This window comes from Catellatospora sp. NPDC049111, assembly GCF_040648615.1.
GTDB lineage: Bacteria > Actinomycetota > Actinomycetes > Mycobacteriales > Micromonosporaceae > Catellatospora > Catellatospora aurea.
This window is the reverse complement of record NZ_JBEZEB010000011.1, coordinates 91,482-117,279: the sequence shown is the minus strand read 5'-3', so window position 1 is coordinate 117,279 and position 25,798 is coordinate 91,482. Positions and strand designations below refer to the sequence as shown.

Genomic DNA, 25,798 nt, shown 5'->3' with positions numbered 1-25,798 from the left:
CCGTGCGGATCAGCGACCATCGGCGTGGACAAGGGCTACACCGAGGTCCTCACGCCGACGGTGAACATCACGGCACCGGCCTGGGCACACTGCTCACCGCCGAGTCCGACCAGCGCAAGGAGAAGGGCCGGGCCCGGGCCAGGCTGCGGTCGATCGCCAACCAGGCCGCACTGCGTGGCGACCGCGCCAAAGCCGACCGCATCCTCGGCAACAACCTGGGTACGGTCAAGAAGAACCGCCGCGACAGGGCCTGGCGGGCCAAAGTGCGCACCGAGACGTTCACCGCCGTGCACCGGGTCGTCGACAAGGCCGCCACCGTCGTGGCCGAGGACCTTACCAAAACCTTCACCGGGCGCAGACCGCTCGGCAAGAATGTGAACAGGCGTCTAGCGGCGTGGACCAAAGGGGTCACCGCCGAGGCCCTGAAAAGCGTGTCGGAGCGCAGAGGTTCTGTGCTCGTTCCCGTCAACGCCGCCTACACCTCACAAGCCTGTCATCGCTGCAGCAGCCTGGGCCGCCGCAGCGGGGACCGGCTTCACTGCACCTGGTGCGGGGTCGTGTGGCAGGCAGACGTGAACGCCGCGATCAACATCCAGGCAAGAGCCGGCGACCCCGACATCGCCCTGCACACCCCGCACCAGCGGGTCAAACAGATCTTGCTGGAACGGGCCGATCGCCACCGGACCAGACTGCCGGTCCAGGACTCCAGCCGCTACCCGGCGACGGAGAGCGAAACATCCGACCCGCTCAACAATGAGCAATGAATCGGAAGCAGGCATGTTGATCGACGCTGAGCACATCGCACGGACCAGTCGTACGGCCAAGTGAAGATCGCGCGGGTGCCACCTCGAAAAACGGACATGAGCGGGAAGCTTAGGCAGCTCAGTCTGCGGGTCGCGACGCCCCCGGAAGCCGACACGCGACGCCCGCCGCCTGCGCGGTGGGCGTCGCGTTCTGTCCGCAGAGCCACGCGCTCTCCCATCGTCCGCCGGGCCTGATCCGGTGACGGAGGTATGGGCCTGCCGCACGCTGGCCGCCCGCACCCCCGGCTACCGCAGCCGCCTGGTAAGCGTGCTCCTGCTCCCCGAGCGCGTCACGGACTCGCCGGACGCCCGGTTCCGGCTCGCCGAGGAGGCGGTCGCGAACGCTCAACAGATCGACCCCGTCCAGGACCATCACGCCACCAACCTGCTGATCTGGGCGCTGTACGCCCTGCAGCGCAACCTGCACACCGCCGGCCGCACGCCCGAAGCGCTGGCCGCGCGCCGGGATCTGCTCGACCTGTACCACCCTGGCCTGCACAGCGCGAACCGGTGCCCGGTCACCGTCTGCTACGCCGAGGGGGAGCCGCCGCCGGTCCACAAGTGGGCGACGGCCCCGCACGATCTCTCGTAACCACCTGCCGCGCCCGGCAACCGGTGCCGCCCGCCATCCCGGGCGGCGCCCGTGGTTGCCGGCCTTCCTGATCCCGGCGTTCAGCGCGGCGCTGAGCCGGCGTTGGAGCCGTACGTCGTCCGGCGGGTTGTCCGCGACGATCGCGAGCACCGCCTCCAGCGCACGCTGATGGCCGACCAGCTCCGTGCCGGGCAGCCGGGCGGCGAGCGCGGCCGGCAGTTCCAGGTGCATCAGGTCGGCGTCGCACCCCACGCTGCCGGCCACGTGCCGAAGGCACCAGGACAGGTGGGCGCTCGTCCATGGCGCGTCCTGGGCGGCCAGGTGGCGCAGCAGGTCACGCTGCGCCGGGCAGTCGAGCCGCCCGGCGCAGGCCAGGGCGTGCAGGTGCATGGCCGGGCCGCGCCGGTCCTGCGGCTGCCACGCCTGCACCTTCACCCAGCCGGGCAGCGCCGTGATGTCGCGGACCCAGCCCTTCCACGCCGTGCCCAGCACGTTGCCCAACCGCCGGCCCGACGCTTCGCTGTCGGCGTCCAGGTGCTCCTGCCAGACGCCGGACAGCTTCGGAATCAGCTGCTCCACGCGCCACCTCTCTCCCTCGTGGGCGACATGGTGCCAGCGGACACCGACAGCCGCCGCGGCCGTAAACCAGTCCGCGAACGTCGGTGACGGACGGTAGGGTCGGCGACCGCGTACACCCCACCACGGAGGACCCACGTGTCGTACACCTTCCATGTCGATCTGCGCGGCATCGTCGACCTGCTCAGCCACCACCTCTACGCCAGCCCGCGGGTGTACGTCCGCGAGCTGATGCAGAACGCCGTCGACGCGATCACGGCGGTGCGGGTGAACGACCTGGAGCACGCCGGCGCCATCGAGATCAGCGCCCCGAAGGCCGCCGGGCAGCCGCTGACCATCACCGACAACGGCATCGGGCTGACCGAGCCCCAGGTGCACGAGCTGCTGGCCACGATCGGCCGCAGCTCCAAGCGCGACGATCTGGGCTTCGCCCGGCACGAGTTCCTGGGCCAGTTCGGCATCGGCCTGCTGTCGTGCTTCCTGGTCGCCGACACGATCCAGGTGCGCACCCGGTGCGGCGACAACCCGACCGTGGAGTGGCTGGGCTCCTCGGACGGCAGCTACCAGGTGCGGGTGCTCGACGGCGACGACGCGCTCGCCGCGCCGGGCACCGTCGTGACGCTGCGGCCGCGGCGCGGCGCGGAGGAGTGGCTGCTGCCGCAGACCGTGCGCGAGCTGGCGGGGCTGTACGGCTCGATGCTGCCGATCACGGTCCAGGTCGACGGTGAGCCGATCACCACCGGGCTGGCCCCGTGGGAGACGGGCGAGGGTGAGGCGCAGGTGGCGCGGCGGGCGCGGCTGCTGTCGTACGCCGAGGAGGCCTTCGGGTTCACGCCGTTCGACGTGATCGACCTGGATGTCGCCGAGGCCGGACTGCGCGGCGTGGCGTTCGTGCTGCCGATGCCGTCCAACCCGGCCGCCCGCGTGGCGCACCGGGTGTACCTGAAGCAGATGCTGCTCAGCGAGGGTGTCGAGGGGCTGCTGCCCGAGTGGGCGTTCTTCGTGCGCTGCGTCATCGACACCACCGAGCTGCGCCCGACGGCCAGCCGCGAGGCGCTGTACGACGACACGCTGCTGGCGCAGGTCCGCGAGTCGCTGGGTGACCAGCTGCGCGGCTGGATGACCCGGCTCGGCACGGTCGACGAGGCGAAGCTGCAGCAGTTCCTGCGCATCCACCACCTGGGTGTGAAGGCGCTCGCGGTGCACGACGACGAGATGCTGCGGCTGGTCGAGCAGTGGTGGCCGTACGAGACCACGGTCGGCCCGATGACCCTGGCCCAGTTCCGCGACACCTACGGCGTGGTGCGTTTCGTGCCGTCGCTGGACGAGTTCCGGCAGATCGCCGCCGTCGCCTCGGCGCAGGGCCTGGCCGTCGTCAACGCCGGCTACGTCTACGACGCCGAGCTGCTGTCCCGGCTGCCCGCCCTCGACGAGAAGATCACCACCGAGGCGCTGTCGGCCAGCGACCTGTCCACCCGGCTGGAGGAGCTAGCCCCGGACGACGAGCTGCGGCTGCGGGCCTTCCTGGTCGGCGCGCAGCGGGCGCTGGACCGCTTCGGCGTCGAGGTGCTGATCCGCGCCTTCGACCCGGCCGGCCTGCCCGCGCTGTACCTGCTCGACGGCGACACCGCGCTGCACCTGGACCTGAAGCGCGGCCAGGAGGACGTCGACGACGTGTGGGCCTCGATCCTGGGCTCGTTCACCGCCGGGCGCACCGACCGGCCGCAGCTGGTGCTGAACCACCGCAACCCGCTGATCCGCCAGGCCGTCACGGTCACCGACCCGGACCTGACGGTGCTGGTCGTGGAGGGCCTGTACGTGCAGGCGCTGCTGCTGGGCCGCCAGCCGCTGCGCCCGGTCGACACGGCCGCGCTCAACCAGTCGTTCCTGGGCCTGCTCGGCCGCGCCATGCACGGCGGTGCCGCGTGACGATGACCGAGCAGGCCGTGCACGAGCTGTGGCACGAGGCGCACCGCCGGCCACCGGGCGCGGCGCGGTTCGCGGCATACGACATCGCGCTGCGCCACGCCGACGCGGCGGGGATGCGCCGGGAGGCGTTCGGCTGGCGCATGTCGGCGATGAGCGAGTTCCACCACGGCGGCGACCCGGCGCGCCTGTTCCTGGCGTTCTCGCACTGCCTGCAGGCCTACGACAGCGACCCGGCGGCGACGGGGCACCACGCCGACCACACGCTGCTGTGGCGGTTCAAGTGGGTGGTCTGGTCGCTGCCGCAGTTCCCGGAGATCCCGCTGGACCGCACCCGGTCCGTGCTGGACGACATGGAGGCCCGCTACCTGCGCGGCGGGCACAGCCTGCACGCGGTGTACCAGCACCGGTGGCTGGTCGCCCACCACACCGGCGACCCCGCCGCCGAGCACTGGTACGACCGCATGCTCACCGCCCGCCGGGACCGGCTGTCGGACTGCGCCGCCTGCGTGCCGTCGGGTCAGGTCCGGCACCTGGTGTCGCTGGGCCGCGACGAGGAGGCCATCGAGATCGGCCGGCCGTTCTCCCGTGGCGGCTGCACCGAGCAGCCGCAGTGGATGTTGTCCGAGCTGCTGCTGCCCTACCTGCGCACGGGCCGGCACGCCGACGCCATGGACGCGCACCGGGTCGGCTACCCGCACATGCGCGCCGACCGGCACCACCTGGACAACATCGCCGCGCACCTGCGCTTCTGCGGGCTGTCCGGTAACGAGACTCGAGGGCTGGAACTGATCGAGCGGCACCGGGGCTGGCTGGACGCGCCGTCGTCGCCGTACGCGGCGATGGAGTTCGCGGCCGCGGCCGGGCAGGTGTTGCGGCGGCTGACCGAGGCCGGGCACGGCGACCTGCCCGTCGCGGCGGTGCCGGGCGGCCCGGCGGCGAGCACCATCGCGCAGGTCGGCGCGGAGGTGGCCGCGCTGGCCCGCGCGATCGCGGCGCGGTTCGACGCCCGTAACGGCAACACGCACATCAGCTCACGGGTCGAGGGCCACCTGGCCGCCGAGCCGCTGACCGACCGGCTGTCGATGAGCGTGGCGACCCGGCCGCGCGAGCGCATGACCTCGACGATAGGCGCGCTGATGGACGTGGTGAGCGAGGCCGACGCCCGGGGCGACCTGGACACCGCAGCGAAGGCGCTGCTGGACGCGGCGTACGAGCAGCGGCGTGCCGGCCGTGCCCAGGACGCGCTCGACAGCGCCGAGGAGGCGCTGGGCCGGCTGTCCCGGGCCAGCCTGCACGACGACGCGCTGCGCTGCCGGCTGCTGCTGTGGGAGCTGCACCGCGACGCGCACCGCTGGCCCGAGGCGCTGGAGGCGGTCGACGCGGTGCTCACCGCACCGGCGCTGCCCGCCGACGCCCCGAGCCGGATCACGCTGCTGCTGGCCGCGGCGAAGGGCGACCCCGACTCCGATCGAGCCGCGGCCCGCGTGCTGGCGGCGGCCGACGAGTTCGCGTCGGCGGGCGACCCCGGCGCGGCCTTCGACGCCCTGTTCGCGGTGAAACGCATCGTCGACCAGGCCGTGGTGGAGCGGGCCCGCAAGCTGGCCGCCGACGCGCCCGTCGACGACGACTGGCGTCCGCGCCGCGCCCGGCTGGCCCTGGCCGACGCCCGGCGACTGCACCTGGCTGGTCACTTCGCCGACGCGGCCGCGCAGGCCCGCGACGGCGCGCGGCTCGTCCCGGACGGCGACCCGCTGCGCGAGCGGCTGGCCCGGGTCGAGACGCTGGCACTGCTGCGCGACGGGCGGGCCGAAGCGGCCGAGCCGCTCGCCCGCGCCGCTTTCGAGCAGGACGAGCAGTGGGAGACCACCCTGCTGTATGCGGCCGTGCTGCACGCCCTCGGCCGCGATTTCGCCGAGCTCGCCGAGGACTGGTCCGTCGACGAGGACGACTTCGACGAGCTGGAGGGGGAGACGCTGTGGCGATGAATGAACAGCAGTTGCGCAACGAGTTCGCGGCGGCCATGGCGATGCCGGACGGCGCGGCGCAGCACGGCGCGCTCGACGCCGTGATCCGTGCCGCGGACGCGGCCGGGGACGCGAAGCTGACGTTCGAGTTCCGGCACGAGGCCATCGAGAAGTTCGTGTTCGGTGGCGACGACCGGCGGGCGTTCCTGGCGTTCTCGCTGTCGCTGGCCGCCTACGACCGCGACCCGGAGATCGGCGGACCGGACACCGAGGAGTCGATCCTCTGGCAGTTCAAGTGGATCGTGAACGCGCTGCCGGAGTTCCCCGACATCCCGCTCGACCGCACGTACGCGGTGCTGGACGACATGCGGGCCCGCTACCTGCGCGGCGGGCACAGCCTGCACGCGGTGCACCAGGCCCGCTGGCAGATCGCCCTGCACGTCGGCGACCTGGACGAGGCGGCGGCGGCGTACCACGACATGGTGACCGCCAAGCGTGACAGCCTGGCCAACTGCTCGGTGTGCGTGCCGTCGGCGCAGGCCTGGTATCTGATGATGCTGGACCGGCACGCCGACGCGATCGAGGTCGCCAAGCCGTTCGCCGACAGCTGGTGCCGCACCCAGCCCGAGCGCATCCGCACCAACCTGATGCTGGCGCACCTGCACACGGGCGCGTTTCGCAAGGCCGCCGAGCTGCACCGCGCGGCGTACCGGGTGATGCGCACCGACCGGCTGCACCTGCCGGCCCTGGGCACGCACCTGACGTTCCTGGGCCGCAGCGGCAACGAGCTGCGTGGCCTGGAGCTGCTGGAACGGCACCTGCCGTGGCTGGCGGGCACGGTGAGCCCGCATGACGTGCTGGCCTTCGCCGCGCCCGCCGTGCTCGTGCTGAACCGGCTGGCCGACGGCGGCCACGGCGACATCGCGGTGCAGGGCCGGACCGGCGCGGACGGGCGGCGGCCGGCGACGACGGTGACCGCGCTGCGCGACGAGCTGACCGCGCTGGTGACCGACCTCGCGGCCCGGTTCGACGCCCGCAACGGCACCACGTTCCAGGGCGAGCTGGCCCGGCAGCGGATGTCCGCGCCACCGCTGGTGGACAGCCTGCCGCTGAGCGTGCTGGACACCGCGGGGCGGCGCACCCGCAACCGGCTCGCCGAGGTGCAGGACCGCATCGCCGCGCATACGGCCGCCGGCGACGTGGCCGCCGCCGCGCTGGCCCGGCTCGACGCGGCGATGCTCCTGCGCGAGCACAACGACGCCGAAACCCGCTACGGCGCCGCCGAGGAGGCGGTGCTGGCCCTGGAGCGGGCGGGCCTGCCCGAGCCGCTGCGGCGGGCGCGGGAGCTGCTGTGGCAGCTCTACCGCGACGGCGGACAGCACCGCGACCAGGCGATGCAGGTGCTCGACCTGCTGCTGGCCGAGCCGTCGCTGACCGCCTCCGAGCACGGCCGCCTGCTGGACGAGTCGGCCCGGCTGTTCTGGGGCGCTGAGCGGGCCGACCGCAGCCTGCTGGCCGCCGATCGGCACGCCGAGGCCGGTGACCGGCCGGCCGAGCTGCGCTCACTGAGCGACGCGGTCAGCAGCGCCCGCGTCGCCTACTGGGAGCCCGTGGAGCAGGTGATGGCCCGAGCGGACGCGCTCGCGGCGGCCCCGCCCGCCGACGCCGACCCGGCGGAGTGGGAGACCGCGTGCGGCCGGCTGAACCTGATCGCCGCCTGGTGGTACGACAGCGAGAACCGCGCCGACGAGGCGATGGCCCGCGCCGAGCTGGCCGAACAGTGCGGTGACGGGGTGGTCCGGGGTGAGGCGGCGGTGTTCACCGGCTGGCGGCTGCTGCGCCGGAAGCGGCCTGCCGAGGCCGAGCAGCGCGCCCGCCGCGGCCTCGACGGAGCGGACGAGGCCGACACCCGCCAGTTGTACGCCGTGATCGCCGTGGCGCTGCGTGCCCAGGGCGACGAGGCCGGCGCGAACGCGCTGATCAGGGCACACGACCTGGAGCCGTGGGAACTCGAGGACGAAGACGCCGACTACGACGACTCGGACGACGAGGACGAGAAGGACGAGGACTGACCGGGGCTGTCGGCTCCGCTCAGGCGGGCCCGGCGGCCGGGGCCGACTCGCGGACGACCAGCCGGAACGGCGGCTGGAACTCCGCGGGCGGCCCGGCCGGGCGGCCCTCGATGCGGTCGAGGAGCTTCTCCACCGCGAGGCGGCCGATCATCTCCTTGTCCGGCGAGATCGTGGTGAGGGTCGGGATGCTGAACCGGCCCTCCTCCACGTCGTCGATGCCGATCACGCAGACGTCGTCGGGAACCCGCAGTCCGTGGTCGTGCAGTGCCCGGATCGCCCCCAGCGCGATCAGGTCGTTGAAGGCGAACACCGCGTCCGGCGGCTGTGGCAGGGCCAGCAGCGCCCGCATACCCGCCGCGCCGTCGCCGCGGCCGAAGCCGCTGGTGGTGACGGTCAGGGCCGGGTCGAACGGCAGCCCGGCCGCCTCCAGCGCCTCGGTGTAGCCGCGCAGGCGCAGCAGCGACGGGGCCCGGTCGGCCTCGATGTGCGCGCCGATGAACGCGATCCGCCGCCGTCCGAGGGCGATCAGGTGCCGCATCGCCTCGCGGCTGGCGGCGAGGTTGTCGATGACCACGTGGTCGTACGGGGCGTGGTAGATCGCCTCGCCGACCAGCACCATCGGGGTCTGGCTGGTGCGGCCGGCGATGTCGTCGCGGCTGAGGTGCACCGCCGACAGGATCAGCCCGTCGATGATCTGCGCCCGGAACCCGTCGGCGACCAGGAGTTCCTTGTCCCGGTCACCGTCGGTGTAGTCGAGCAGCAAGGTGTACCCGCGTGCGGTGGCGGCCCGGATCGCCGCGTCGGCCAGCTCGGCGAAGTACGGGTTGTTCAGCTCCGGGATGGCCAGCGCGATGATGCCGGTGCGGCCCCGGCGCAGGTGGCGGGCGCTGAGGTTGGGCGTGTAGCCCAGTTCGTCGATGGCCTGCCGCACCCGCGCGCGGGTGGCCTCGCCGACGGGCCGATAGCCGTTGACGACATTGGACACCGTCGCCTGCGACACGCCCGCCCGCCTGGCGATGTCCTTGAGACTGACCGCCATCGGCGGGTTTCCTCCACTCACCGCTCATTGTCCCCACTGCCGGGGCAGGTCCGTCAACGCAGGTGCCGCCGCCTGGTCAGGCACGTCCGCAGCACTGCCATGACGTCGAGGATGCGGCGATGACGACGGCGGCCGCAGCCGTCCCGGTCCGATGGCGATCGGCGACGATCGCTTTATAACGTTATACAGACCGCGTCCGATGACGACAAGGTGTCACGTCCACGCTGTCATGACACCGGGCCGGGGTCCGCACCGGCGGCCAGCAGGGCCGCGATCACGTCGTCGGCGCCCGCCTGCCGCGCATGGTGCAGCGGCGTGCCGCCCAGCTTGTCCCGGCCGTCGACCGGCAGGCCCGCCGCGAGCAGCTTCGGCAGCACCCGCTCGTGGTCGAGCCCGGACAGCAGGTGCAGCAGCGTCGCCCCGCTGCCGTCCACGACCGCCGGATCGAACCCGGCGTCCAGCATCGCGAGCACCACGTCACCGCGCCCCTCCCGCGCGCAGCGGAAGAAGAAGTCCCGCTGCCACCGCAGCCGCTTGGGCAGCCGCCCACGGCCCGTCCGCCAGGTGTGCAGCGCCGCGGCGCAGCCGTTGACCGGCCCGCCCAGCGCGCCCAGCGCCAGCTCGCGCCGGATCTCCTGGTCGGTGTGCTCCCGCGCGATCAGGTTCCCGTCGACGACCTGCACCTCGTGCCACACGGACGCGCAGCGCACGCGCACGGCGGGAAACTCCCGGCCGCCCTCGGGCGGCGTGCGGACCTCGTCCGGATACAGCGCGGCGAAGGTCAGCGGGTGCAGATGGTGCGGGCTCATCAGGCCGTTACGTAGGGCCGACGTGTCCCGGGCGGCCTGCGGATACCCCTTCCGGTACGCGTCGCGGCGCGCATCGTGGGCGTCGGCGCGCCAGCACCACACCGGAACGGCGGTCCAGATGCGCGTCACCTGATCCGGGGTGAGCACCCGCAGCCGCGCACCCGTGCCGTCGGCCCGGTCCCGGGTAGGCGGGGTGATCGCCAGGACCACCGGTCCGTCCGGAAGCGGGACCGGCTCGATCTCCGGTCCGGTCGGCGTCTCGACCAGGTCCGTCAGGACTGCACCCGGCCATCCCCGGCGGAAGGCATACCCGCCGCTCAGGTGGATGCGCAGCAGGTCGGGAGCGAGCTGTGCCAGGTCGTCCTGGACGCGCTGGGCGACCACCCTGCCGTGGTCCGCCGCCACCGCGGCGAGGTCGACGCCCGGGATCAGGCCGGCGGCCCGGCATGCGCCCGCCCAGTCGCCGGTCTCCCGCAACCGCGTGCACTCGGCGACCACCGCCGGGATCGGGTGGTGCAGCGGCACCCACCAGCCGCCGAGGGCCGGTGCTGCGTCGGCCATGGCAGTGCCCCTCCAGGGTGCTCGGGGAGCGGGGCCGGCCGGATTCGCACCGGCGTCATCCCGTTTGACGACGGGCGCGACGACTTCTGCGCTACAGCCCCGCTCGCGCAGCAGTCTAGGCGGGAAGATCGCCGTCCGGATGCCCCAGGTGTCGGCAGCGGCTTTCATGGGTACTGACCAGGGCGCAGGCGGCCGTGCGCCACCCGCGGCATCAGGCTGCGCCGCGCGGTCCGGGGAATGGAGGCTTGGTCATGAACCGGAGCAGAGGGCTGTTCGTTTTGCTCGCCGCGGCGGCGCTGGCCGTCGGCCTGGCGAGCCCGGCGGCGGCAGTGCCGTCACCGCAGGACGCCTCCTTCCTGATCGGCATCCACCAGGCGAACCTGTACGAGATCGCGGCCGGCGCGCTCGCCGCGCAGAAGGGCGCTTCGGACGAGGTACGGCGGCTCGGCCAGATGATGGTCGACGACCACACGAAGTTCGACGCGGCGGTCGTCGCGGTCGCCGACCAGGTCAAGGTGACGCTGCCGAAGCAGCCCGCCCAGGAGCAGCTGGACTCGCTCAAGGAGCTGGCGGCCGCGCCGGCCGGGGGCACCTTCGACCAGATGTGGATCACTCGGGACATCCAGACGCAGGGGGACAGCCTGCAGGCGGCCCGCACCGAGCTGAACTACGGCTTCGATCCTCGGGTGAAGGAGCTGGCCCGGCAGGCCGACGACATGTTCATCACGCACACCACCGAGCTCAACCGCGCCGACGCGCAGGTGCGGACCGGCTGAGCCCACGGCCGCCACGCACGGAGTGTCAGCTCGCGCGGACCCGACCGCAGCGCTCTAATCGAGGGCGTCACCACTGTTCACTGACCGTGAAAGTGCAGGCCGTACCGTGAGCGAACCTCAGCAGGCAGACAACCCGTACCTGATCGACGACGACGAGCTCGAGGAGTTCGTGGCCTCCGCGGACGACACCATCGACCTGAGCGCGGCCGAGGGCTCCGCGCCGTACGACGACGAGGACTACTGACACCGCCTCTGTCCTGCGAAGACAGCAGCCACCGGATGGGAAGGGCACCTTCTACATCGCGGAGCGATAAGAAGGTGCCCTTCCTTGCTCTCGGGCGGGTTCAGGAGACGGTGGGGCGGGGGCGGTTGCCGCGTTTGAGCTCGTAGAAGCCGGGGGTGGTGGAGACGAGCAGGACGCCGTCCCAGAGGCGGCCGGCGGCCTCGCCGCGGGGCACCGGGGTGACGACCGGGCCGAAGAAGGCGCTGAGCGTGCCGTCGGGACCGGGGACGTGGATCGTGGGGGTGCCGAGGTCTTCGCCGACCGGACGCAGCCCTTCGTCGTGGCTGCGGCGCAGGGCCTCGTCATGGTCGGGCACGTCGGCCGCGGCCGCGAGTTCGGCGGGCAGACCCAGGTCGGACAGGGCTGCGGTGTAGAGGTCGGGGCCGATCGGGGTCTTGTCGCGGTGGATCCGCTCGCCGAGGGCGGTGTAGAAGTCGCGCACGACGTCGTCGCCGAACTTCTGCTGCACCGCGGTGACCACGCGGACCGGGCCCAGGGTGTCGGCCAGCCAGCCGCGATACCAGGGGTCGACCTCGCGGCCGTGGTTGAGCAGCCACAGGCTCATCACGTGGAAGCGCACCCGCACGTCGCGGACCTGCTCGACCTCCAGCAGCCAGCGCGAGGTGTTCCAGGCCCAGGGGCACTTCGGGTCGAACCACATGTCGGCGTACGTCGTCATCGGGCCTCCTCAGGCGCGGTACTGGTCGTGGCGGGCGAACAGGTCGGTCCACTCGTCCTCCGACAGCTGCCGCCCACTGGCGGCGATGTCGGCGAGCTCGCGGAAGTAGATCTCCCGGGGGATGCCGGGCGCGAACAGGATGAGCATCGAGGCGGCGGCGCCGCTGTCGTTGCGGAAGCCGTGCACGCCGCCCTCGGGCACGTGCAGGAAGTCGCCGGCCGAGGCGTCAACCCAGCGTGCGCCGTCGTATAGCTGCACGGTGCCGGTCATGACGTAGAAGGACTCGGAGAAGGTGCGGTGGAAGTGCGCGTCGGCCCCGCCCGCCCCGGCCGGCATGTGCCACTCGTAGAGACCGAAGCGTCCCTGGGTGACGCTGCCCGGGGCCACGAAGCGGCCGGTGGAGCCCGAGCCCATGACCGCCTGCTCCGCCGCACCGGCCGGGTGGTACGCGGCGCTGACCGCGCCGAGATCTCCGGTGTACGTCATGGCTACCCCTTCTCATCAACTAGCTTACAAGTAACTTACCACTAAGCTAGTTTCCGTCAAGTTACCATCTGCTCATGACCAAGGACGCCGTCGACGTGATCATCGACCAGTGGCGCGACGAGCGCCCCGACCTCGACGATCTGCTGCCCATGGAGGTCTTCGGACGCGTCTACCGGGTCGCCGCCGCCATCGGCGACCGTATGGAGCGCGCCTACCAGCGCCTAGGCATCGGGCGCGGGGAGTTCGACGTGCTGGCCACGCTGCGCCGCGCCGGGGAGCCGTTCAACCTCTCCCCCAAGCAGCTGTCCGACACCCTGATGCTCACCACCGGCGGCATGACCGGGCGGCTGGACAAGCTGGAGGCGGCTGGGCTCATCACGCGTACCCCCGATCCGGGCGACCGGCGCTCACTGCGCGCGCAGCTCACCCCGGCCGGCCGGGAGCTGATCGACGAAGCCGTCGCGGCCGGGCTGGCGGTGCAACGCGAGGCCCTCAGCCGCCTGGACCCCGCCGACGCCCGCCGCCTGGGCGACCTGCTGCGCGAACTCGCCGCCGCGGTCACCCGCTGACGCGGCTCAGTGCCGGACGAGGCAGAACGGGTGACCGGCCGGGTCGGCGTACACCCGCCAGCTCTGGCCCGGCGAACCCGCGTCGAGCACGGCGGCGCCGCAGGCCAGCACCTCCTCCTCGGCGGTGTCCAAATCCGGCACGCCGAAGTCGAGGTGGAACTGCTGCGGCTTGCTGGGGTCCGGCCACTGCGGCGGCTGGTACTCGGCCACCCGCTGGAACGCGAGCACCAGCCCGTTCGGGGCGTGCAGCGTCGACCAGTCGTCGCCGAGCGACCAGCGCCGATCGGGCTGGTCGACGACGCCGCCGAGCAGCGACCGGTAGAACTCGGCGAGCCGCTTCGGGTCACGGCAGTCCAGCACCACGCACTGCAGTTCAGCCAGCATGGCCCCGATCCTAGGCCGACCGTGCCCGCACCCGCCGTCCGCCGACCGCCCGGAACCCGCCACCGCGGCTCCACCGTTCCACTGGTCTTCGCCGTCGCGACTCCGGCTCTTCGCCCCGCGTCCGGACGGCGAACCTAGCGTCACCGCCATGCGCGTGGCGATCATCACCGAGTCGTTCTCCCCGGACGTCAACGGCGTCGCGAACTCCGTCGCCCGCGTCGCGGACCACCTGCTCGCGCGCGGCCACCAGCCGATGGTGATCGCGCCGAGGCCCGCCCCGCGGGCGAGCCGGGCCGCCACCGGCAAGCCGTACCCGGTGGTCCGGCTGGGCTCGCTGCCGCTGCCCGGCTACGGCAACGTACGCCTGGCCTGGCCCACCCGCCGCCTCCGGGAGGCGCTCGCGGGGCACCGGCCCGACGTCGTGCACCTGGCCAGCCCGTTCGTGCTCGGCGCGTGGGGCGCGAAGGCCGCCGCCGACCTCGGCGTGCCCGTCGTCGCGATCTACCAGACCGACGTGCCCGGCTACGCCCGCGCCTACGGCGTGGCCACCGGGGAGGCGCTGGCCTGGCGCTGGATCCGGCACGTGCACGGCCGCGCCGCGCTCACCCTCGCCCCGTCGTCGGCGACCGCCGCCGAGCTCGTCGCGCACGGCGTGCCGGACGTCGGCCGGTGGGGTCGCGGCGTCGACACCGAGCTGTTCCACCCCTCGCGCCGCGACGAGGCACTGCGCGCCGAACTCGCCCCCGGCGGCGAGCTGATCGTCGGCTACGTCGGCCGGCTGGCCCGGGAGAAGCGGGTGGACCTGCTCGCGCAGACCGCCGCGCTGCCCGGCGTGCGCGTCGTCGTGGTCGGCGACGGCCCGACCCGCGACGCGGTGCGCGGCGCCGTGCCGCAGGCGGCCTTCCTCGGCACCCGCCGCGGCGGCGACCTGGCCCGGCTGTACGCGAGCCTCGATGTCTTCGTCCACACCGGACCGCACGAGACGTTCTGCCAGACCGTGCAGGAGGCCCAGGCCAGCGGCGTGCCCGTGGTCGCCCCGGCGATCGGCGGCCCGCTCGACCTGGTCCGCCACGGCGTCGACGGGCTGCTGGTGACCCCGGACGACCCCGCGGCGTTCGCGGCGGCGGTCGGGACGCTCGCCGACCCGGCCGTACGCCGCGCCTACGGGCAGGCCGGTCGCGCGGCCGTGGGCACCCGGACCTGGTCGGCGCTGGGCGACGAGCTGATCGGCCACTACGCCGCCGCGACCGACGCGGTACGCGCGCCCGGCCGCCTGCCCGCGCCCGTCGCCGTCCCGGTGCCCGCGCCGTGACCGGGCTGCGCATCGTGCGCCTGGCCAACTTCGTCACGCCCAGCTCCGGCGGCCTGCGCACCGCGCTGCGGGAACTGGGCCGCGGATACGCCGAGGCGGGGCACGAGCCGGTGCTCGTCGTCCCCGGGCCGCGGCACACCGACGAGCCGACCGAGCAGGGCCGCGTCATCACCCTGCCCGGTCCGGTCGCGCCCGGTCTGGGCGGCGGCTACCGGATGCTGGTACGCCGCGCGCCGCTCGCCCGGCTGCTCGCGGACCTGGCGCCGGACCGGATCGAGGTGTCCGACCGCACCACGCTGCGCTGGACCGGGGCCTGGGCACGCCGCCACGGCGTGCCGTCGGTGATGGTGTCGCACGAGAGCGTCGACGGCCTGCTCGGCGTCGTGAAGCTGCCCGCCCCGGTGCGCGCCCGGGTGGCGGCCGGGCTCAACCGCGCCAGCGCCGCCGCGTACGACCAGGTGGTCTGCACCACCGCCTGGGCCGCGGGCGAGTTCACGGGCGTCGGCGCGCACAACATCACGCAGGTGCCGCTCGGCGTCGACCTCGACCTGTTCCACCCCGACCGCCGCGACCCGCTGGTGCGCGGCGAACACGTGCCCGGCGGCGAACTGCTGCTGGTCTGCTGTGTACGCCTGTCGCCGGAGAAGCGGCCGGAGCGTGCGCTGACCACGCTGCGCACGCTGCTCGACCGTGGGGTGCGCGCCCGGCTCGTGATCGCTGGCGACGGGCCGCTGCGGTCCCGGCTCCAGGCCGCGTCGTCGGGGCTGCCGGTGGCGTTCACCGGGTGGATCGGTGATCGCGAACGGCTGGCGGCGCTGCTGGCCAGTGCGGATCTGGTGCTCGCGCCCGGCCCCATGGAGACGTTCGGACTGGCCGCGCTGGAGGCCCTGGCCTGCGGCACCCCGGCCGTGGTGAGCGCGTCGAGCGCGCTGCCCGCCGTGGTCGGCGACGCGGGGGTCGCGGTCGCGGGCGAGGATCTCGCCGACGGGGTGCTGCGGCTGCTCGACCGCGACGAACGCCGCCGCCGCGACGCCGCCCGCACCCGCGCCGAACTGTTCGGCTGGAACACCGCCGTACGCGGCTTCCTCGCCGTGCACACCGCTCTCGATCAGGCTGCCGCCACCCGCACAGGCTGATTGCGGCCGTCGACCGGTTGGCCAGAATGCTTGTCGTGGCGCAAACGCGCGGCGTTGTGCGTCATCGTCAACAGCGGGTACATCAACTCTGCACCAGCAATTCCCGCAGTCCAACTACGTCACGGGCAGGTCGGGCCAATGCCTCGTCGAACTCGCGCCACGCTTGCTGATGCAGCACGAAACTGTGCCTGGCGGCCAACACGTCCGCAGCGGCGGCCGTAGCCGCGGCCAGTACGAACGCCGCCACGCTCGCCCCCGCAGCAGCGCTGGCCGCCTCCAGCAGCGCCTTCTGTTCCGCATCCATTCGCAGGTGCAAACGCTCCGCCTTGCCACTCATGCAGACAACGTACGCATCGAATCCGCGACAAAGCCTCTGGCTCTCCTCGCTGGCGAACGAGTTCCGCGTTCAGGGAGGAGAGCCGGGCTTATGTGTGGGCGTTTGCGCAATCCGTCCCGCCCAGTCCACGACCTTGGCGTCGCAGTGAGGACAGGCGTCCACCAGCGTGTGCCAACCTGAGGAAGTCACATGCCCGTCCCTATGAGCTACACGGAGATCGCGGCGGACCTGACCGCCCGCATCCGGGCCGGGGAGTACCCGGCCGGCTCCAAGCTGCCCAGCTACAACGAGCTGGCCACGCTGTACTCCGTCCATTTCGCCACCATCGCCCGCGTTATGGCGCTGCTTCGGGACCGGGGGGTGGTGGTGGGCTCGCCCGGCCGCGGAACGTTCGTCCCGGACTGAACACCTTCACCTTGCAGAAACCGGTTGCCATCATTGCGATGCTGGTCGCGCGGGAGCCTACGAAGATCTTCTCGCCCGTGCCGAGGCCGATCCCGCCGTTCGCGGTGTGATCCTGACCGGCTCGATGGCGCGCGGCATGGCCACCGTCCACTCCGACCATGACGTGATCGTGGTGGTGGACGAGCGCGCCGGGCAGTGGACGCATACCCGGAAGACGTCCAGCTTGGACGAGATCGTGTGCACGGTCGACGAGCTGGCCGACACGTCGAACATCTGGGAACGCTACGTGTACCGGGGCGCGCAGGTGCTGGTCGACCGGCTCGACGGACTGATCACGGAACTGGCCCACGCGCAGGCGACGCCGACCCCGGTGGAGGCGGCCGAGTGGTCGCGGGAGTACCTCGACGGATACGTCAACTTCATCTACCGCGCGGCGAAGAACCACCGCGACGGCCGCGCCGACCTGGCCCGGCTGGAGGAGATGGAGAGCGTCTCCTGGTTCCTGTTCACCCTGTTCGCGCTGCACGGCCGGGTGCGGCCGTACAACAAGTACCTGCGCTGGGAGCTGGAGACGCACCCGCTCGGCGAGCCGTGGGACGCCGCCACCCTGCCGGTCCGCGTCGCCGACGACCCGGCCGGCCTGTTCCCCGACTTGGAGCGGCTCGCCCGCGACCGCGGCCACGGCGACGTGCTCGACGCCTGGGGCGACGAACTCGACCTGCTGCGACGAACGTGAGGCGGAGCTGACGGCGCACGACGACGCCCGCACCCGAACCGCAAGGTGGTCGACGTTAGGGTCGGAACCGTGCCACTACGCCCAGCCAGCAGCAGAGACACCAGCCGCGCGCCCCGCGTTCCGGCGAGGCCGAAGCCTCCGACGGCCATGGACACGGCCGTGTCGCCGGACCACGATCTGGAGGACGAGGCGACGTTCCGTCGGCTGGCGTTCCTCGACCTGGATCTGACGGGGCAGGCCGCCGACTCCGCCGAGTTCGAGCAATGCCGCTTCACCAGGACCGGCCTGGCCCGTACGGTGCTGGACCGGGCGATGTTCACCGACTGCCTGGTGGAGACGTCGGACTGGGCGAACCTCAAGGCGACCAAGTCGGGGCTGCTGCGGGTCGAGGTGTCGTTGGCCCGGTTGACCGGCCTGCAGTGGGTCGACGGCACGCTGCGAGACGTGACGTTCCGGGAGTGCCGGATGGATCTGGCGACGTTCCGGTTCACCTCGTTCAAGGACGTGGCCTTCGTCGACTGCAACCTGACCCGGGCCGATTTCACCAACGCCGACCTGCGCGGGGCGTCGTTCACCGGCTGCGACCTGTCGGGCGCGCAGTTCGCGCAGGCCGACTGTGCCGGGGCCTGGTTCACCCGGTGCGAGCTGGGCGGCATCGGCAGCGTGACGAGCCTGCGCGGGGCGAGCGTCAGCGCGCACGACCTCGCCGGGCTGGCGCACACGCTGGCCGCGGCGCTGGACATCACCATCGACGGGGACTGACCGCCGCGAGCCGCAACCCTGCGGCCACGGGCGGTTGGGTGGCAGGTCGCCTGCCGTACACCGCCTGCTGGCACCCTGCCTGGGTGCCGTCTGCCCTCCTCCGCGACCTCATGAAGTTGGGAAGGGCACCTTCTACATCGCGGAGCGATGTGAAGGTGCCCTTCCTTTCGCGCGGGCTGGGTGGTGGGGAGGCGGGGCGGTGTCTGGTGTTGGGGCTGGTCGGGTCGGTGGCGCTGGCCGGGGGTGGGCTGGCGGCGGGGGCGCTGCCGGTGCGGGACACGCTCGCGCCCGCGCTGGGGCTGGGTGAGCTGCGGCAGTATCAAAGGCTGGGGCTGGTCGGCGCGTACTTCGGGCTCGCGTTGCTGGCGGCGGCGTGGTGGCGGCTGGGCCGGGCGGTACGCGGCGGGGAGCCGCCCTCGCCGCGAGGGCTGCTGGTGGTGCTCGCCGCGTGGGCGCTGCCGCTGGTGGCGATGCCGCCGCTGTTCAGCCGGGACGTGTACAGCTACCTGGCACAGGGCGCGATGGTCACGGCGGGGCTCGACGTCTACCAGGCGGGGCCGTCGGCGCTGGGCGGGCCGCTGCTCGCCGAGGTGCCCGCGATCTGGCAGCACACGCCGACGCCGTACGGGCCCGCGTTCCTGTCCCTGGCGGCCGGGGTGTCGAGGTTCTCGGCGAGCGACGTGCCGCTGGGCGTGTTCGGCATGCGGGCGGTCGCGCTGGCCGGGGTCGTGCTGCTGATCGGATGCCTGCCCCGGCTGGCGCGGGCCTGCGGCGTGGACCCGGCGGCGGCGCTGTGGCTGGGCGCGCTGAACCCGCTGGTGCTGCTGCACCTGGTCAGCGGCGCGCACAACGACGCGGTGATGCTGGGCCTGCTCATCGCCGGGCTGACCGCCGCCGCGGCGGGCCGGTTCACCCTGGCCGCCGTCGCGATCACGCTCGCCTGCCTGGTGAAGGCCCCGGCGGCACTCGGCCTGGTCGTGGTGGTCTGGCTGTGGCAGCGCTCGCTGCGTCCGGCGCTCAGCCGGCCGGTGGCCACCCTGCGGGCGCTCGCGCTGACGGTGGGCCTCGCGGCGGCGACGACCGCGCTGGTGACCGCTGTGACGGGGACCGGCTACGGGTGGGTGCGCTCGCTTTCGACGCCGATCTCGGCCCACAACTGGTCGCTGAGCAGCACCGTCGGCCGGATCACCCGGAACCTGCTGGAGTCGGCGGGCAGCGACCTGGCCGCGTCGGCGATCCCGGCCTGGCGCTGGATCGGGCTGGCGGCCGCGGCGGTCGCGACACTTCTGGCCTGGCACCATCGCCGACGGCTCGGCCTGGTGTACGCCCTCGGTCTGAGCCTGACCGCGCTCGCGCTGCTCGGCCCCGCGCTGCGCCCCTGGTATCTGCTGTGGGGCCTGGTGCCGATCGCCGCCGCCGCGCCGCCCGACGGCCGGGCCCGCCGCTGGACCGCGCTGGCCTGCCTGGCGCTGACCGTGACCGTGTTCCCGAACGGCTTCACCCCGTCGGCGGACGAGCTGGCCGCGGCGCTGACCGGCGCGCTGCTGGCGGTGCCGATCGTGTTCCTGTCCGCCGGCGACATCGCCTTCCGAGGAACGGAGCCCGCCGCATGGTGAAGACGCCCTGCGCCCGCCTGCTGTACGTGCTCGCGCTGGCCATGGCGGTGGGCCTGTTCATCGCGCTGATCCCGGGGCATCGCGGCTGGTTCGACGTGCTGGTCTACTACGGCGCGGTCAACGACTGGGTGCACGAGGGCGGCGGCGTCTACGACTACCTCGTGCCGGGCACCCACTACGGCTTCACGTATCCGCCGTTCGCGGCCGTGGCGATGCTGCCGATGAGCATGCTGGGCTGGCACACCGTCATCGCGGTGAACGTGGCGCTGACCGCCGCGGCCTGCGCGCTGGTGCTGTACTGGCTGGTCGACCCGATCGCCCGGGAGCACGGGTGGCCGCGGCTGTTCGCCTTCGGGATCGCCGCGTGCCTGCTGGCCGCGTTGCAGCCGGCCCGGGACACGGTCAGCTTCGGCCAGGTCAACCTGGTCCTCGTCGCGCTGGTGCTGGCCGACGCCCGGTTGCTGACGAGCGGCCGGAGCCGCTGGGCGGGCATCGGGACCGGGCTCGCCGCCGCGATCAAACTCACCCCGGCGATCTTCATCGTCTACCTGCTGCTGTCCGGGCGGCGGCGGGCCGCCGCCGTCGCGAGCGCCACGGCCATCGCGGCGACGCTGCTGGCGGCGCTGGTCGCGCCGGGGCCGTCGTGGACGTTCTGGACCTCGGCATTCGGGGACACCGCCCGGATCGGGGACCTGTTCTACATCTCCAACCAGTCGCTGCGCGGCGTGATCGCCCGGCTCGACCCGGAAACCTCGCATCCCGTGTTCTGGCTGCTCGCGGTCGGATGTGTGCTGGCGCTGTGGGCCTGGCGGGTGCGCCGGGCGGCCCGCCAGGGCGACGTCTGGGGCGGGTTCGCGCTCACCGGCCTGGCCGCGTGCCTGGTCAGCCCGGTCACCTGGGTGCACCACCTGGTGTGGGTGGCACCCGCGCTGATCCTGCTGGCCGGGGCGGGGCTGCGCGAGCCCGAGCCGCGCCGCCGCCGCAGGCTGCTGTGGTCGGCGGGGACCGCCTACGTGGTGCTGTGCAGCAGCGTGGTGTGGCTGTGGGCGAACAGGTCCGGCGACCCGGACGGCTTCGTCGGGGGTAGCGCGTACGTCTGGATCACGCTCGGGCTGCTCCTCTTCCTGCCGCTGCGCGCGGCGACGCCCACCGTTCACCGGGCGGCGGCGCAAGAGTCGATCACCGTACTCGCCGCGCGGTCATGATGCGCGCACGCCGTCCGGCCGTGACGGCGCGCAAGGGGAACCATGACCATCCTCAGCACCATCCTGGGACTGCTCGCGGCGGCGCTGTTCGCGGCGGCCGCCGCGCTGCAGCACCGGGTCACCCGGGCCGTCGCGCAGGCCCGCGGCGACACGGCCGGGCACTGGCTGCCCGTGCTCGGTTTCGCCGCGCGCCTGCTGCGCAGCCCGGTCTGGCTGGCCGGGCTCGGCTGCAACGTGCTCGGCTTCGCCGCGCACGCCTCCGCGCTGCACACCGGCTCCATCGCCATCGTGCAGGCGCTGCTGGCGGTGCAGCTGATGTTCGCGCTGCCGATGGCGTACACGCGCACGGGCCGCCCGCCCGCCGCTCGGGACTGGCTGGGCACCGCCGCGGTCTGCGCGGGCCTGGCGGTGCTGGTGCTGGCCCGGGGCGGGGTCGCGCAGACAGTACGCCGCGAGCCGCTGCCCGCCGTGCTGCTGGCCGCGGTCGCCCTGATCCTCGTGCTGCTCGCGGTCGCGCGCAGCCGGCCGGGCCGGGCCGCCCGCACCGCGCTGACCGGCGTCGCCGCGGGCACCGGGTTCAGCACCACCGCCGTGCTCACCGTCGTCGTCGCCGACCAGCTCGCCACCCGCGGGCCGCTGACGGCCGCGCTGGACTGGCCGGTGTACGCGCTGGCGTTGTCCGGCCTGGTCGCGGCGGTGCTCGCGCAGGAGGCCTTCGGCAGCGGCTCGCTGCCCGCCGCGCTGACCGCGATGACGGTCGCCGACCCGTTGCTGAGCTGGCTGTGGGGCGCGCTCCTGTTCGACGAGGCCCCACCGGCGAGCTTGGCGGCACTGTGGACGCTCGCCCTGGCCGGAGCCGCGATCGCGGCCGGTGTGGCCCTGCTCGCGTACTCCCCCACCCGACGCGCGGCGTCCGGTGTGCGCCCTTGATCGCTCGACTTGCCCGGCACCTGGGCGTATGGGCGTCCAAGATACGCACACCTGCCAGGCAAATCGGATGACCTTGGGGCGCACCGGGGCGTGTCGAAGAGTTCTTGCGGCGTTAGCCGGAAGTACGTTCGCGACGTGCGGCGCGGCCGGCCCGGATCGGCCACAGTTGCCGCCATGGCATGGGACCTGCATGACTACCGCCTGGTGACCGCCAGCGCGTACCCCGGCATGATGGCGCCGCTGACCGAGCACCCCTCGTGCGTCTGCGTGCTGTCCGGCGACGCCGACGCCGACCTGCCCGGCACCCGGGCGCTGTCACTGGAGCGGCTCGACGGCGTACGCCGCCGCTGGCGCTTCGGCGACGTGGCGCGGCTGGCCGACTTCGTCCCCAAGGTGCTGGCCGAGGCCCCGGCCGACGACCGGCCGATCCTGCTGGTGCCGCCGCGTGCCAGCACCGCGTGGGAGTCCGCCGCGGCGGCCTGGCCGGGCCGGGTGCGGCTGGCGGCCGGGCCGCTGGAGGTCGTGGAGCGGCTGGCCGAGGACAAGGTCTACATCCGCGCGGCGTTGCAAGGGCTCGGCGTGCCGGTGCCCGAGGCGCTGGCGCTCGACCGGGACGAGCTCGACTTCGCGGCCGTGGCCCGGCGGCTCGACGCGCCGTTCATCGCGCAGACCCCGAACGGCGCGGGCGGGCAGGGCACCTACCTGGTCCGCGACGCCGCCGAGCTGGCCGCGGCGCGGCAGGCGCATCCGCACGTCACCCGGTGGCTGCTGTCGCGCTACGCCGGGGACGTGACGATCAACGTGGCCGGGGTGGTGCATGCCGACGGGGTGCGCCTGCTGCCCGCGTCGTTGCAGATCAGCGGGATCCCGCAGCTCGGGTACGCGTTCGGCGGCTACTGCGGCAGCGACTTCGCCACGCCGCGCGTCGACCCCGGCGCACTGGCCCAGGCCTACCTGCACACCGAGCGCATCGGGACGTGGCTGGCCGCGCAGGGGCACCGAGGGTTGTTCGGGGCCGACATCGCGGTGTCCGGCGGCGACGTGGCGTTCCTGGAGGTCAACCCGCGCATCCAGGGCTCGTCGTGGCTGCTGAGCCGACTGCAGGAGCGGCACGGGCTCGACCCCTGCCTGCACCAGCACCTGCGGGCGCTGCTCGGCGAACCGCTCGACCCGGCCGACGCGGCCCGGCCGGTGCTCGCCACCGCGGGCAGCCACCTGCTGGTGCGCTGGACCGGGCCGGACGGGGTGGTGCGGGCGGTGCCCCGGCCCGACTCGTACGCCGGAATCCAGGTCACCGGCCTGCCCGCGCTCGGCGTGACCCTGCTGCCGGGCGCGATCCTGGCCCGCCTGGAGTCGACCACGAGCCTGTCCGCACCGGACGGACGCAGCCTGCTGCCCACCACCACGGCCCTGGTCGCCACCCTCACGAGCGCCGTGACCGTCGCCCCGCTCCCCCCGACTGCCTGAAGGAAGGGCACCTTCTTATCGTTATCCGTAGAGGAAGGGCACCTTCTTAACGCTTCGCGCGCGGGAGGTGCTCTTCGGCGAGCAGGCGGGCCTGCACGCGGCTCGCGGCGGACCGTAGGTACGGCGCCCGGCCCTCGTGGGCGGCCGCGTGCGGCGAGCACGCCCCGTGCCGCCGCAGCACCTCGGCCAGCCGGTCCTCCAAGAACACGGACTCCCCGCGTACCCCCGTGGTCTGGTCGGCGCAGGCCAGCGCGTCGGTCACCGCCGAGCGCTCGTCGTCGAACTCGGCCATGCCGACGACGCCCTGCGCCGCGGCCAGGAAGGACGCCCCGGAGTGGTGCGCCACCAGCGCGCACAGCCGCACCGGCCAGCCGAGCCGCCGCAGCAGGCGTGCCCCGTCCAGCGAGTGGAACCCGGTGTCGCGGGCCGCGGCGGCGTACCCGATGTCGTGCAGCCAGGCCGCGCACAGGAGTAGATCGCGATCGGCCGGGTCGACCGCGGTGACCAGATCGGCCGCGCGGCCCGCCACCCCGGCGGAGTGCGACCACCGCTGCGGCAGATCGACCAGCAGCTCGTCGGCCAGGCACATGGCCCGGGCGGGCACGAGATGATCGATGACCAGCGGCACGTGGCTGACGGTATGCCGGTACACCGCCCTGCTCAATCGATGTCGTGCACCAGCCTTCCACTGTTCGCCTGCTGTTCACCTGGCCGACGTGCGCCCCTGCCCGGCACCCGCCGCACGGCCATGGCGGCACAGCCGTCGACGGGACTCCTCGGTTGTTCGCCTCGCAACGATCGTCCGATCGGTGGGCGCACTGCAACACTTACGTGTTTAACGTCCACATCGCACTGTCGGGCGATCACGGGGAGCGCGCCATGAGACCACGTCCCTACGTGCGCTGCCCGGGCTGCGACCTCGTCGGCCCGGCCGAGCGCCTCGACTACGAACTCGGCGACACCGGGGACATGGACTGGGCACAGCAGGTGACCTGGCAGTGCGCCGAATGCGGTTACCTCGACACGATCACCGTGGACCAGGTGCTCGCCGTCGACGCCGTGCACACCTGCGTCGACTGCGCGACGCAGACGCCCTGCCCGGCTTCGGCCGCGCGGGTCGAGTGCGAGCGCTGCGGGCTCATCGGCCTGGGCCCCGCCACCGCCGACCCGGAGATCGCGGGGCAGCTGCGGGCCATCGAGGCGCTGCACGACATGGAGCTGCGGGTGCAGCAGGCCCTGCGCGCGAGCCGCGATCCATCCGGCGGACCCCGGCCCGCCTGACGGCCGCATGGCATGATTCGCTGCGACGACGGCGGCCTGCCCGGACGCCGGTGATCGTGCCCGGCCGTGGCCGCGGCGGAAAGGTGGCACAGCGTGCGGACCGCGGTGATGGGAGCCGGTTCCTGGGGCAGCGTCTTCGCCAAGATCCTGGGCGAGGCGGGCGGCGAGGTCACCATGTGGGCGCGCCGGGAGTCCATCGCGGACGCGATCCGCACCACCGGCCGCAACCCCGACTACTTCCCCGAGGTCGCGCTGCCCCGCACCGTGACGGCGACCGCCGACCCCGCAGCCGCCCTGGCCGGGGCCGACCTGGTGGTGCTCGCGGTGACCTCGCAGACGCTGCGCGCGAACCTGAGCGCGTGGGCGGGGCTGATCCCGGCCGACGCGACGCTGGTCTCCCTGATGAAAGGGATCGAGCTGGGCACGACCAAGCGGATGAGCGAGGTCATCGTGGAGACCGCCGGGGTCGACCCGAGCCGGGTCGCCGTGGTCACCGGGCCGAACATCGCCCCCGAGCTGGCCGTGCGCCAGCCCGCCGCGGCCGTGGTCGCGTGCACGGACCTGGACCGGGCGGCCGCCGTGCAGGAGGCGATCACCACGCCCTACTTCCGGCCGTACACCAACGACGACGTCATCGGGGCCGAGCTGGGCGGGGCCGTCAAGAACGTGATCGCTCTGGCGTACGGCATCGCCACGTCGATGGAGCTGGGCGAGAACATCAAGGCCACCCTGATCACGCGCGGGCTGGCCGAGACCACCCGGCTCGGCGTCGCGCTGGGCGCGGACCCGCTCACCTTCGCCGGCCTGTCGGGGCTGGGCGACCTGGTCGCCACCTGCTGCTCGCCGCTGACCCGCAACCGCACGTTCGGCGAGCACCTGGGCCGCGGCCTGAACCTGGAGCAGGCCCAGGCGGCCACCCGGTACACCGCCGAGGGTGTCAAGAGCTGCCTGGCCATCCGGGACCTGGCCCACAAGCACGGGGTGGAGATGCCGATCACCGAGCAGGTGGAGCGGATCTGCCACGAGGGCGTCGATCCGAAGGTCGCCCTGGCCACACTGATGAGCCGGCAGACCAGGCCGGAGTAGTGG

At 73.3% G+C, this 25,798-nt stretch carries 26 protein-coding genes and 1 tRNA gene; 18 read left to right on the top strand and 9 right to left on the bottom strand.

Annotated elements, in window-relative coordinates; genetic code table 11:
• Positions 1-2 precede the first annotated feature (2 nt).
• Positions 3-764: a transposase gene (locus AB0B66_RS18175; protein ID WP_360530546.1), complete on the top strand. Its 762-nt coding sequence runs from the start codon at positions 3-5 to the stop codon at positions 762-764.
• A gap of 118 nt (positions 765-882) precedes the next feature.
• Here AB0B66_RS18175 and AB0B66_RS18170 read toward each other — a convergent pair whose 3' ends face one another.
• Positions 883-1,974 carry a hypothetical protein gene (locus AB0B66_RS18170; RefSeq protein ID WP_360530543.1) on the bottom strand — a complete coding sequence of 364 codons (1,092 nt, stop codon included), beginning with the start codon at positions 1,972-1,974 and terminating at the stop codon, positions 883-885.
• A 135-nt stretch (positions 1,975-2,109) separates the two neighbouring features.
• On the opposite strand from AB0B66_RS18170, the gene AB0B66_RS18165 reads away from it, so the two are divergent.
• The 3 genes from AB0B66_RS18165 to AB0B66_RS18155 are packed head-to-tail and all read left to right on the top strand — an operon-like array spanning position 2,110 to position 7,936.
• On the top strand, positions 2,110-3,900 hold the full coding sequence (locus tag AB0B66_RS18165) for an HSP90 family protein (protein ID WP_360530540.1): 1,791 nt from the start codon (positions 2,110-2,112) through the stop codon (positions 3,898-3,900).
• The gene (locus tag AB0B66_RS18160) at positions 3,897-5,885 is read left to right on the top strand and encodes a hypothetical protein (protein WP_360530537.1); all 1,989 of its coding nucleotides are present in this window, start codon (positions 3,897-3,899) and stop codon (positions 5,883-5,885) included. The genes AB0B66_RS18165 and AB0B66_RS18160 overlap by 4 nt, the downstream gene beginning before the upstream one ends.
• Complete coding sequence (locus AB0B66_RS18155; protein WP_360530534.1) at positions 5,882-7,936, top strand: hypothetical protein; 2,055 nt, start codon at positions 5,882-5,884, stop codon at positions 7,934-7,936. Before AB0B66_RS18160 ends, AB0B66_RS18155 begins: the two co-directional genes overlap by 4 nt.
• Before the next feature lie 19 nt (positions 7,937-7,955).
• On the opposite strand, the gene AB0B66_RS18150 is transcribed toward AB0B66_RS18155, so the two are convergent.
• From AB0B66_RS18150 to AB0B66_RS18140, 3 genes are all read right to left on the bottom strand, one after another.
• The gene (locus tag AB0B66_RS18150) at positions 7,956-8,975 is read right to left on the bottom strand and encodes a LacI family DNA-binding transcriptional regulator (protein ID WP_360530531.1); all 1,020 of its coding nucleotides are present in this window, start codon (positions 8,973-8,975) and stop codon (positions 7,956-7,958) included.
• 227 nt (positions 8,976-9,202) lie between these two features.
• Positions 9,203-10,345, bottom strand: coding sequence for an ankyrin repeat domain-containing protein (locus tag AB0B66_RS18145; RefSeq protein ID WP_360530528.1), 1,143 nt, complete (start codon positions 10,343-10,345; stop codon positions 9,203-9,205).
• 29 nt (positions 10,346-10,374) lie between these two features.
• A tRNA-OTHER gene (locus AB0B66_RS18140) sits at positions 10,375-10,446 on the bottom strand.
• 150 nt (positions 10,447-10,596) lie between these two features.
• On the opposite strand from AB0B66_RS18140, the gene AB0B66_RS18135 reads away from it, so the two are divergent.
• Positions 10,597-11,121: a DUF4142 domain-containing protein gene (locus AB0B66_RS18135; protein ID WP_360530525.1), complete on the top strand. Its 525-nt coding sequence runs from the start codon at positions 10,597-10,599 to the stop codon at positions 11,119-11,121.
• A gap of 106 nt (positions 11,122-11,227) precedes the next feature.
• Positions 11,228-11,365, top strand: a complete 138-nt coding sequence (locus AB0B66_RS18130; RefSeq protein ID WP_360530522.1) for a hypothetical protein — start codon at positions 11,228-11,230, stop codon at positions 11,363-11,365.
• A gap of 100 nt (positions 11,366-11,465) precedes the next feature.
• Here the strand turns inward: AB0B66_RS18130 and AB0B66_RS18125 are convergent, their stop codons facing one another.
• Together AB0B66_RS18125 and AB0B66_RS18120 are read right to left on the bottom strand one after the other, a co-directional pair.
• The gene (locus tag AB0B66_RS18125; RefSeq protein ID WP_360530519.1) at positions 11,466-12,083 is read right to left on the bottom strand and encodes a disulfide bond formation protein DsbA; all 618 of its coding nucleotides are present in this window, start codon (positions 12,081-12,083) and stop codon (positions 11,466-11,468) included.
• A gap of 9 nt (positions 12,084-12,092) precedes the next feature.
• Complete coding sequence (locus tag AB0B66_RS18120; protein WP_360530516.1) at positions 12,093-12,569, bottom strand: cupin domain-containing protein; 477 nt, start codon at positions 12,567-12,569, stop codon at positions 12,093-12,095.
• A gap of 74 nt (positions 12,570-12,643) precedes the next feature.
• Between AB0B66_RS18120 and AB0B66_RS18115 the strand changes: the two genes are divergently transcribed.
• Positions 12,644-13,138, top strand: coding sequence for a MarR family transcriptional regulator (locus AB0B66_RS18115; protein WP_360530513.1), 495 nt, complete (start codon positions 12,644-12,646; stop codon positions 13,136-13,138).
• 6 nt (positions 13,139-13,144) lie between these two features.
• Here the strand turns inward: AB0B66_RS18115 and AB0B66_RS18110 are convergent, their stop codons facing one another.
• Entirely contained in the window at positions 13,145-13,522 is a 378-nt protein-coding gene (locus tag AB0B66_RS18110) for a VOC family protein (protein ID WP_360530510.1), read from the bottom strand.
• A gap of 148 nt (positions 13,523-13,670) precedes the next feature.
• Here AB0B66_RS18110 and AB0B66_RS18105 point away from each other — a divergent pair, with 148 nt between their 5' ends.
• On the top strand, positions 13,671-14,834 hold the full coding sequence (locus tag AB0B66_RS18105; RefSeq protein ID WP_360530507.1) for a glycosyltransferase family 1 protein: 1,164 nt from the start codon (positions 13,671-13,673) through the stop codon (positions 14,832-14,834).
• Complete coding sequence (locus AB0B66_RS18100; protein WP_360530505.1) at positions 14,831-15,970, top strand: glycosyltransferase; 1,140 nt, start codon at positions 14,831-14,833, stop codon at positions 15,968-15,970. The genes AB0B66_RS18105 and AB0B66_RS18100 overlap by 4 nt, the downstream gene beginning before the upstream one ends.
• A gap of 82 nt (positions 15,971-16,052) precedes the next feature.
• On the opposite strand, the gene AB0B66_RS18095 is transcribed toward AB0B66_RS18100, so the two are convergent.
• Positions 16,053-16,307 carry a DUF1778 domain-containing protein gene (locus AB0B66_RS18095; RefSeq protein WP_360530502.1) on the bottom strand — a complete coding sequence of 85 codons (255 nt, stop codon included), beginning with the start codon at positions 16,305-16,307 and terminating at the stop codon, positions 16,053-16,055.
• A gap of 189 nt (positions 16,308-16,496) precedes the next feature.
• Here AB0B66_RS18095 and AB0B66_RS18090 point away from each other — a divergent pair, with 189 nt between their 5' ends.
• The 7 genes from AB0B66_RS18090 (at position 16,497) to AB0B66_RS18060 (ending at position 23,428) form a co-directional block, all read left to right on the top strand.
• Positions 16,497-16,712 (top strand): winged helix-turn-helix domain-containing protein, encoded by a 216-nt coding sequence (locus AB0B66_RS18090; RefSeq protein ID WP_360530499.1) that lies wholly within the window; start codon positions 16,497-16,499, stop codon positions 16,710-16,712.
• Positions 16,621-17,448 carry a nucleotidyltransferase domain-containing protein gene (locus AB0B66_RS18085; RefSeq protein ID WP_360530825.1) on the top strand — a complete coding sequence of 276 codons (828 nt, stop codon included), beginning with the start codon at positions 16,621-16,623 and terminating at the stop codon, positions 17,446-17,448. Before AB0B66_RS18090 ends, AB0B66_RS18085 begins: the two co-directional genes overlap by 92 nt.
• A gap of 147 nt (positions 17,449-17,595) precedes the next feature.
• Positions 17,596-18,210 (top strand): pentapeptide repeat-containing protein, encoded by a 615-nt coding sequence (locus tag AB0B66_RS18080; protein WP_360530496.1) that lies wholly within the window; start codon positions 17,596-17,598, stop codon positions 18,208-18,210.
• Between the two features lie 206 nt (positions 18,211-18,416).
• The gene (mptB, locus tag AB0B66_RS18075; protein ID WP_360530493.1) at positions 18,417-19,826 is read left to right on the top strand and encodes a polyprenol phosphomannose-dependent alpha 1,6 mannosyltransferase MptB; all 1,410 of its coding nucleotides are present in this window, start codon (positions 18,417-18,419) and stop codon (positions 19,824-19,826) included.
• On the top strand, positions 19,820-21,031 hold the full coding sequence (locus AB0B66_RS18070; protein WP_360530490.1) for a glycosyltransferase 87 family protein: 1,212 nt from the start codon (positions 19,820-19,822) through the stop codon (positions 21,029-21,031). The genes mptB and AB0B66_RS18070 overlap by 7 nt, the downstream gene beginning before the upstream one ends.
• 42 nt (positions 21,032-21,073) lie before the next feature.
• Positions 21,074-21,961 carry a DMT family transporter gene (locus tag AB0B66_RS18065; protein ID WP_360530487.1) on the top strand — a complete coding sequence of 296 codons (888 nt, stop codon included), beginning with the start codon at positions 21,074-21,076 and terminating at the stop codon, positions 21,959-21,961.
• Between the two features lie 174 nt (positions 21,962-22,135).
• Positions 22,136-23,428 (top strand): ATP-grasp domain-containing protein, encoded by a 1,293-nt coding sequence (locus AB0B66_RS18060; RefSeq protein ID WP_360530484.1) that lies wholly within the window; start codon positions 22,136-22,138, stop codon positions 23,426-23,428.
• A 46-nt stretch (positions 23,429-23,474) separates the two neighbouring features.
• Here AB0B66_RS18060 and AB0B66_RS18055 read toward each other — a convergent pair whose 3' ends face one another.
• Positions 23,475-24,080: an HD domain-containing protein gene (locus AB0B66_RS18055; RefSeq protein WP_360530481.1), complete on the bottom strand. Its 606-nt coding sequence runs from the start codon at positions 24,078-24,080 to the stop codon at positions 23,475-23,477.
• A 227-nt stretch (positions 24,081-24,307) separates the two neighbouring features.
• On the opposite strand from AB0B66_RS18055, the gene AB0B66_RS18050 reads away from it, so the two are divergent.
• Complete coding sequence (locus AB0B66_RS18050) at positions 24,308-24,709, top strand: hypothetical protein (RefSeq protein WP_360530478.1); 402 nt, start codon at positions 24,308-24,310, stop codon at positions 24,707-24,709.
• A 108-nt stretch (positions 24,710-24,817) separates the two neighbouring features.
• Entirely contained in the window at positions 24,818-25,795 is a 978-nt protein-coding gene (locus tag AB0B66_RS18045; RefSeq protein ID WP_360530822.1) for an NAD(P)H-dependent glycerol-3-phosphate dehydrogenase, read from the top strand.
• The last annotated feature ends 3 nt before the right edge of the window (positions 25,796-25,798 follow it).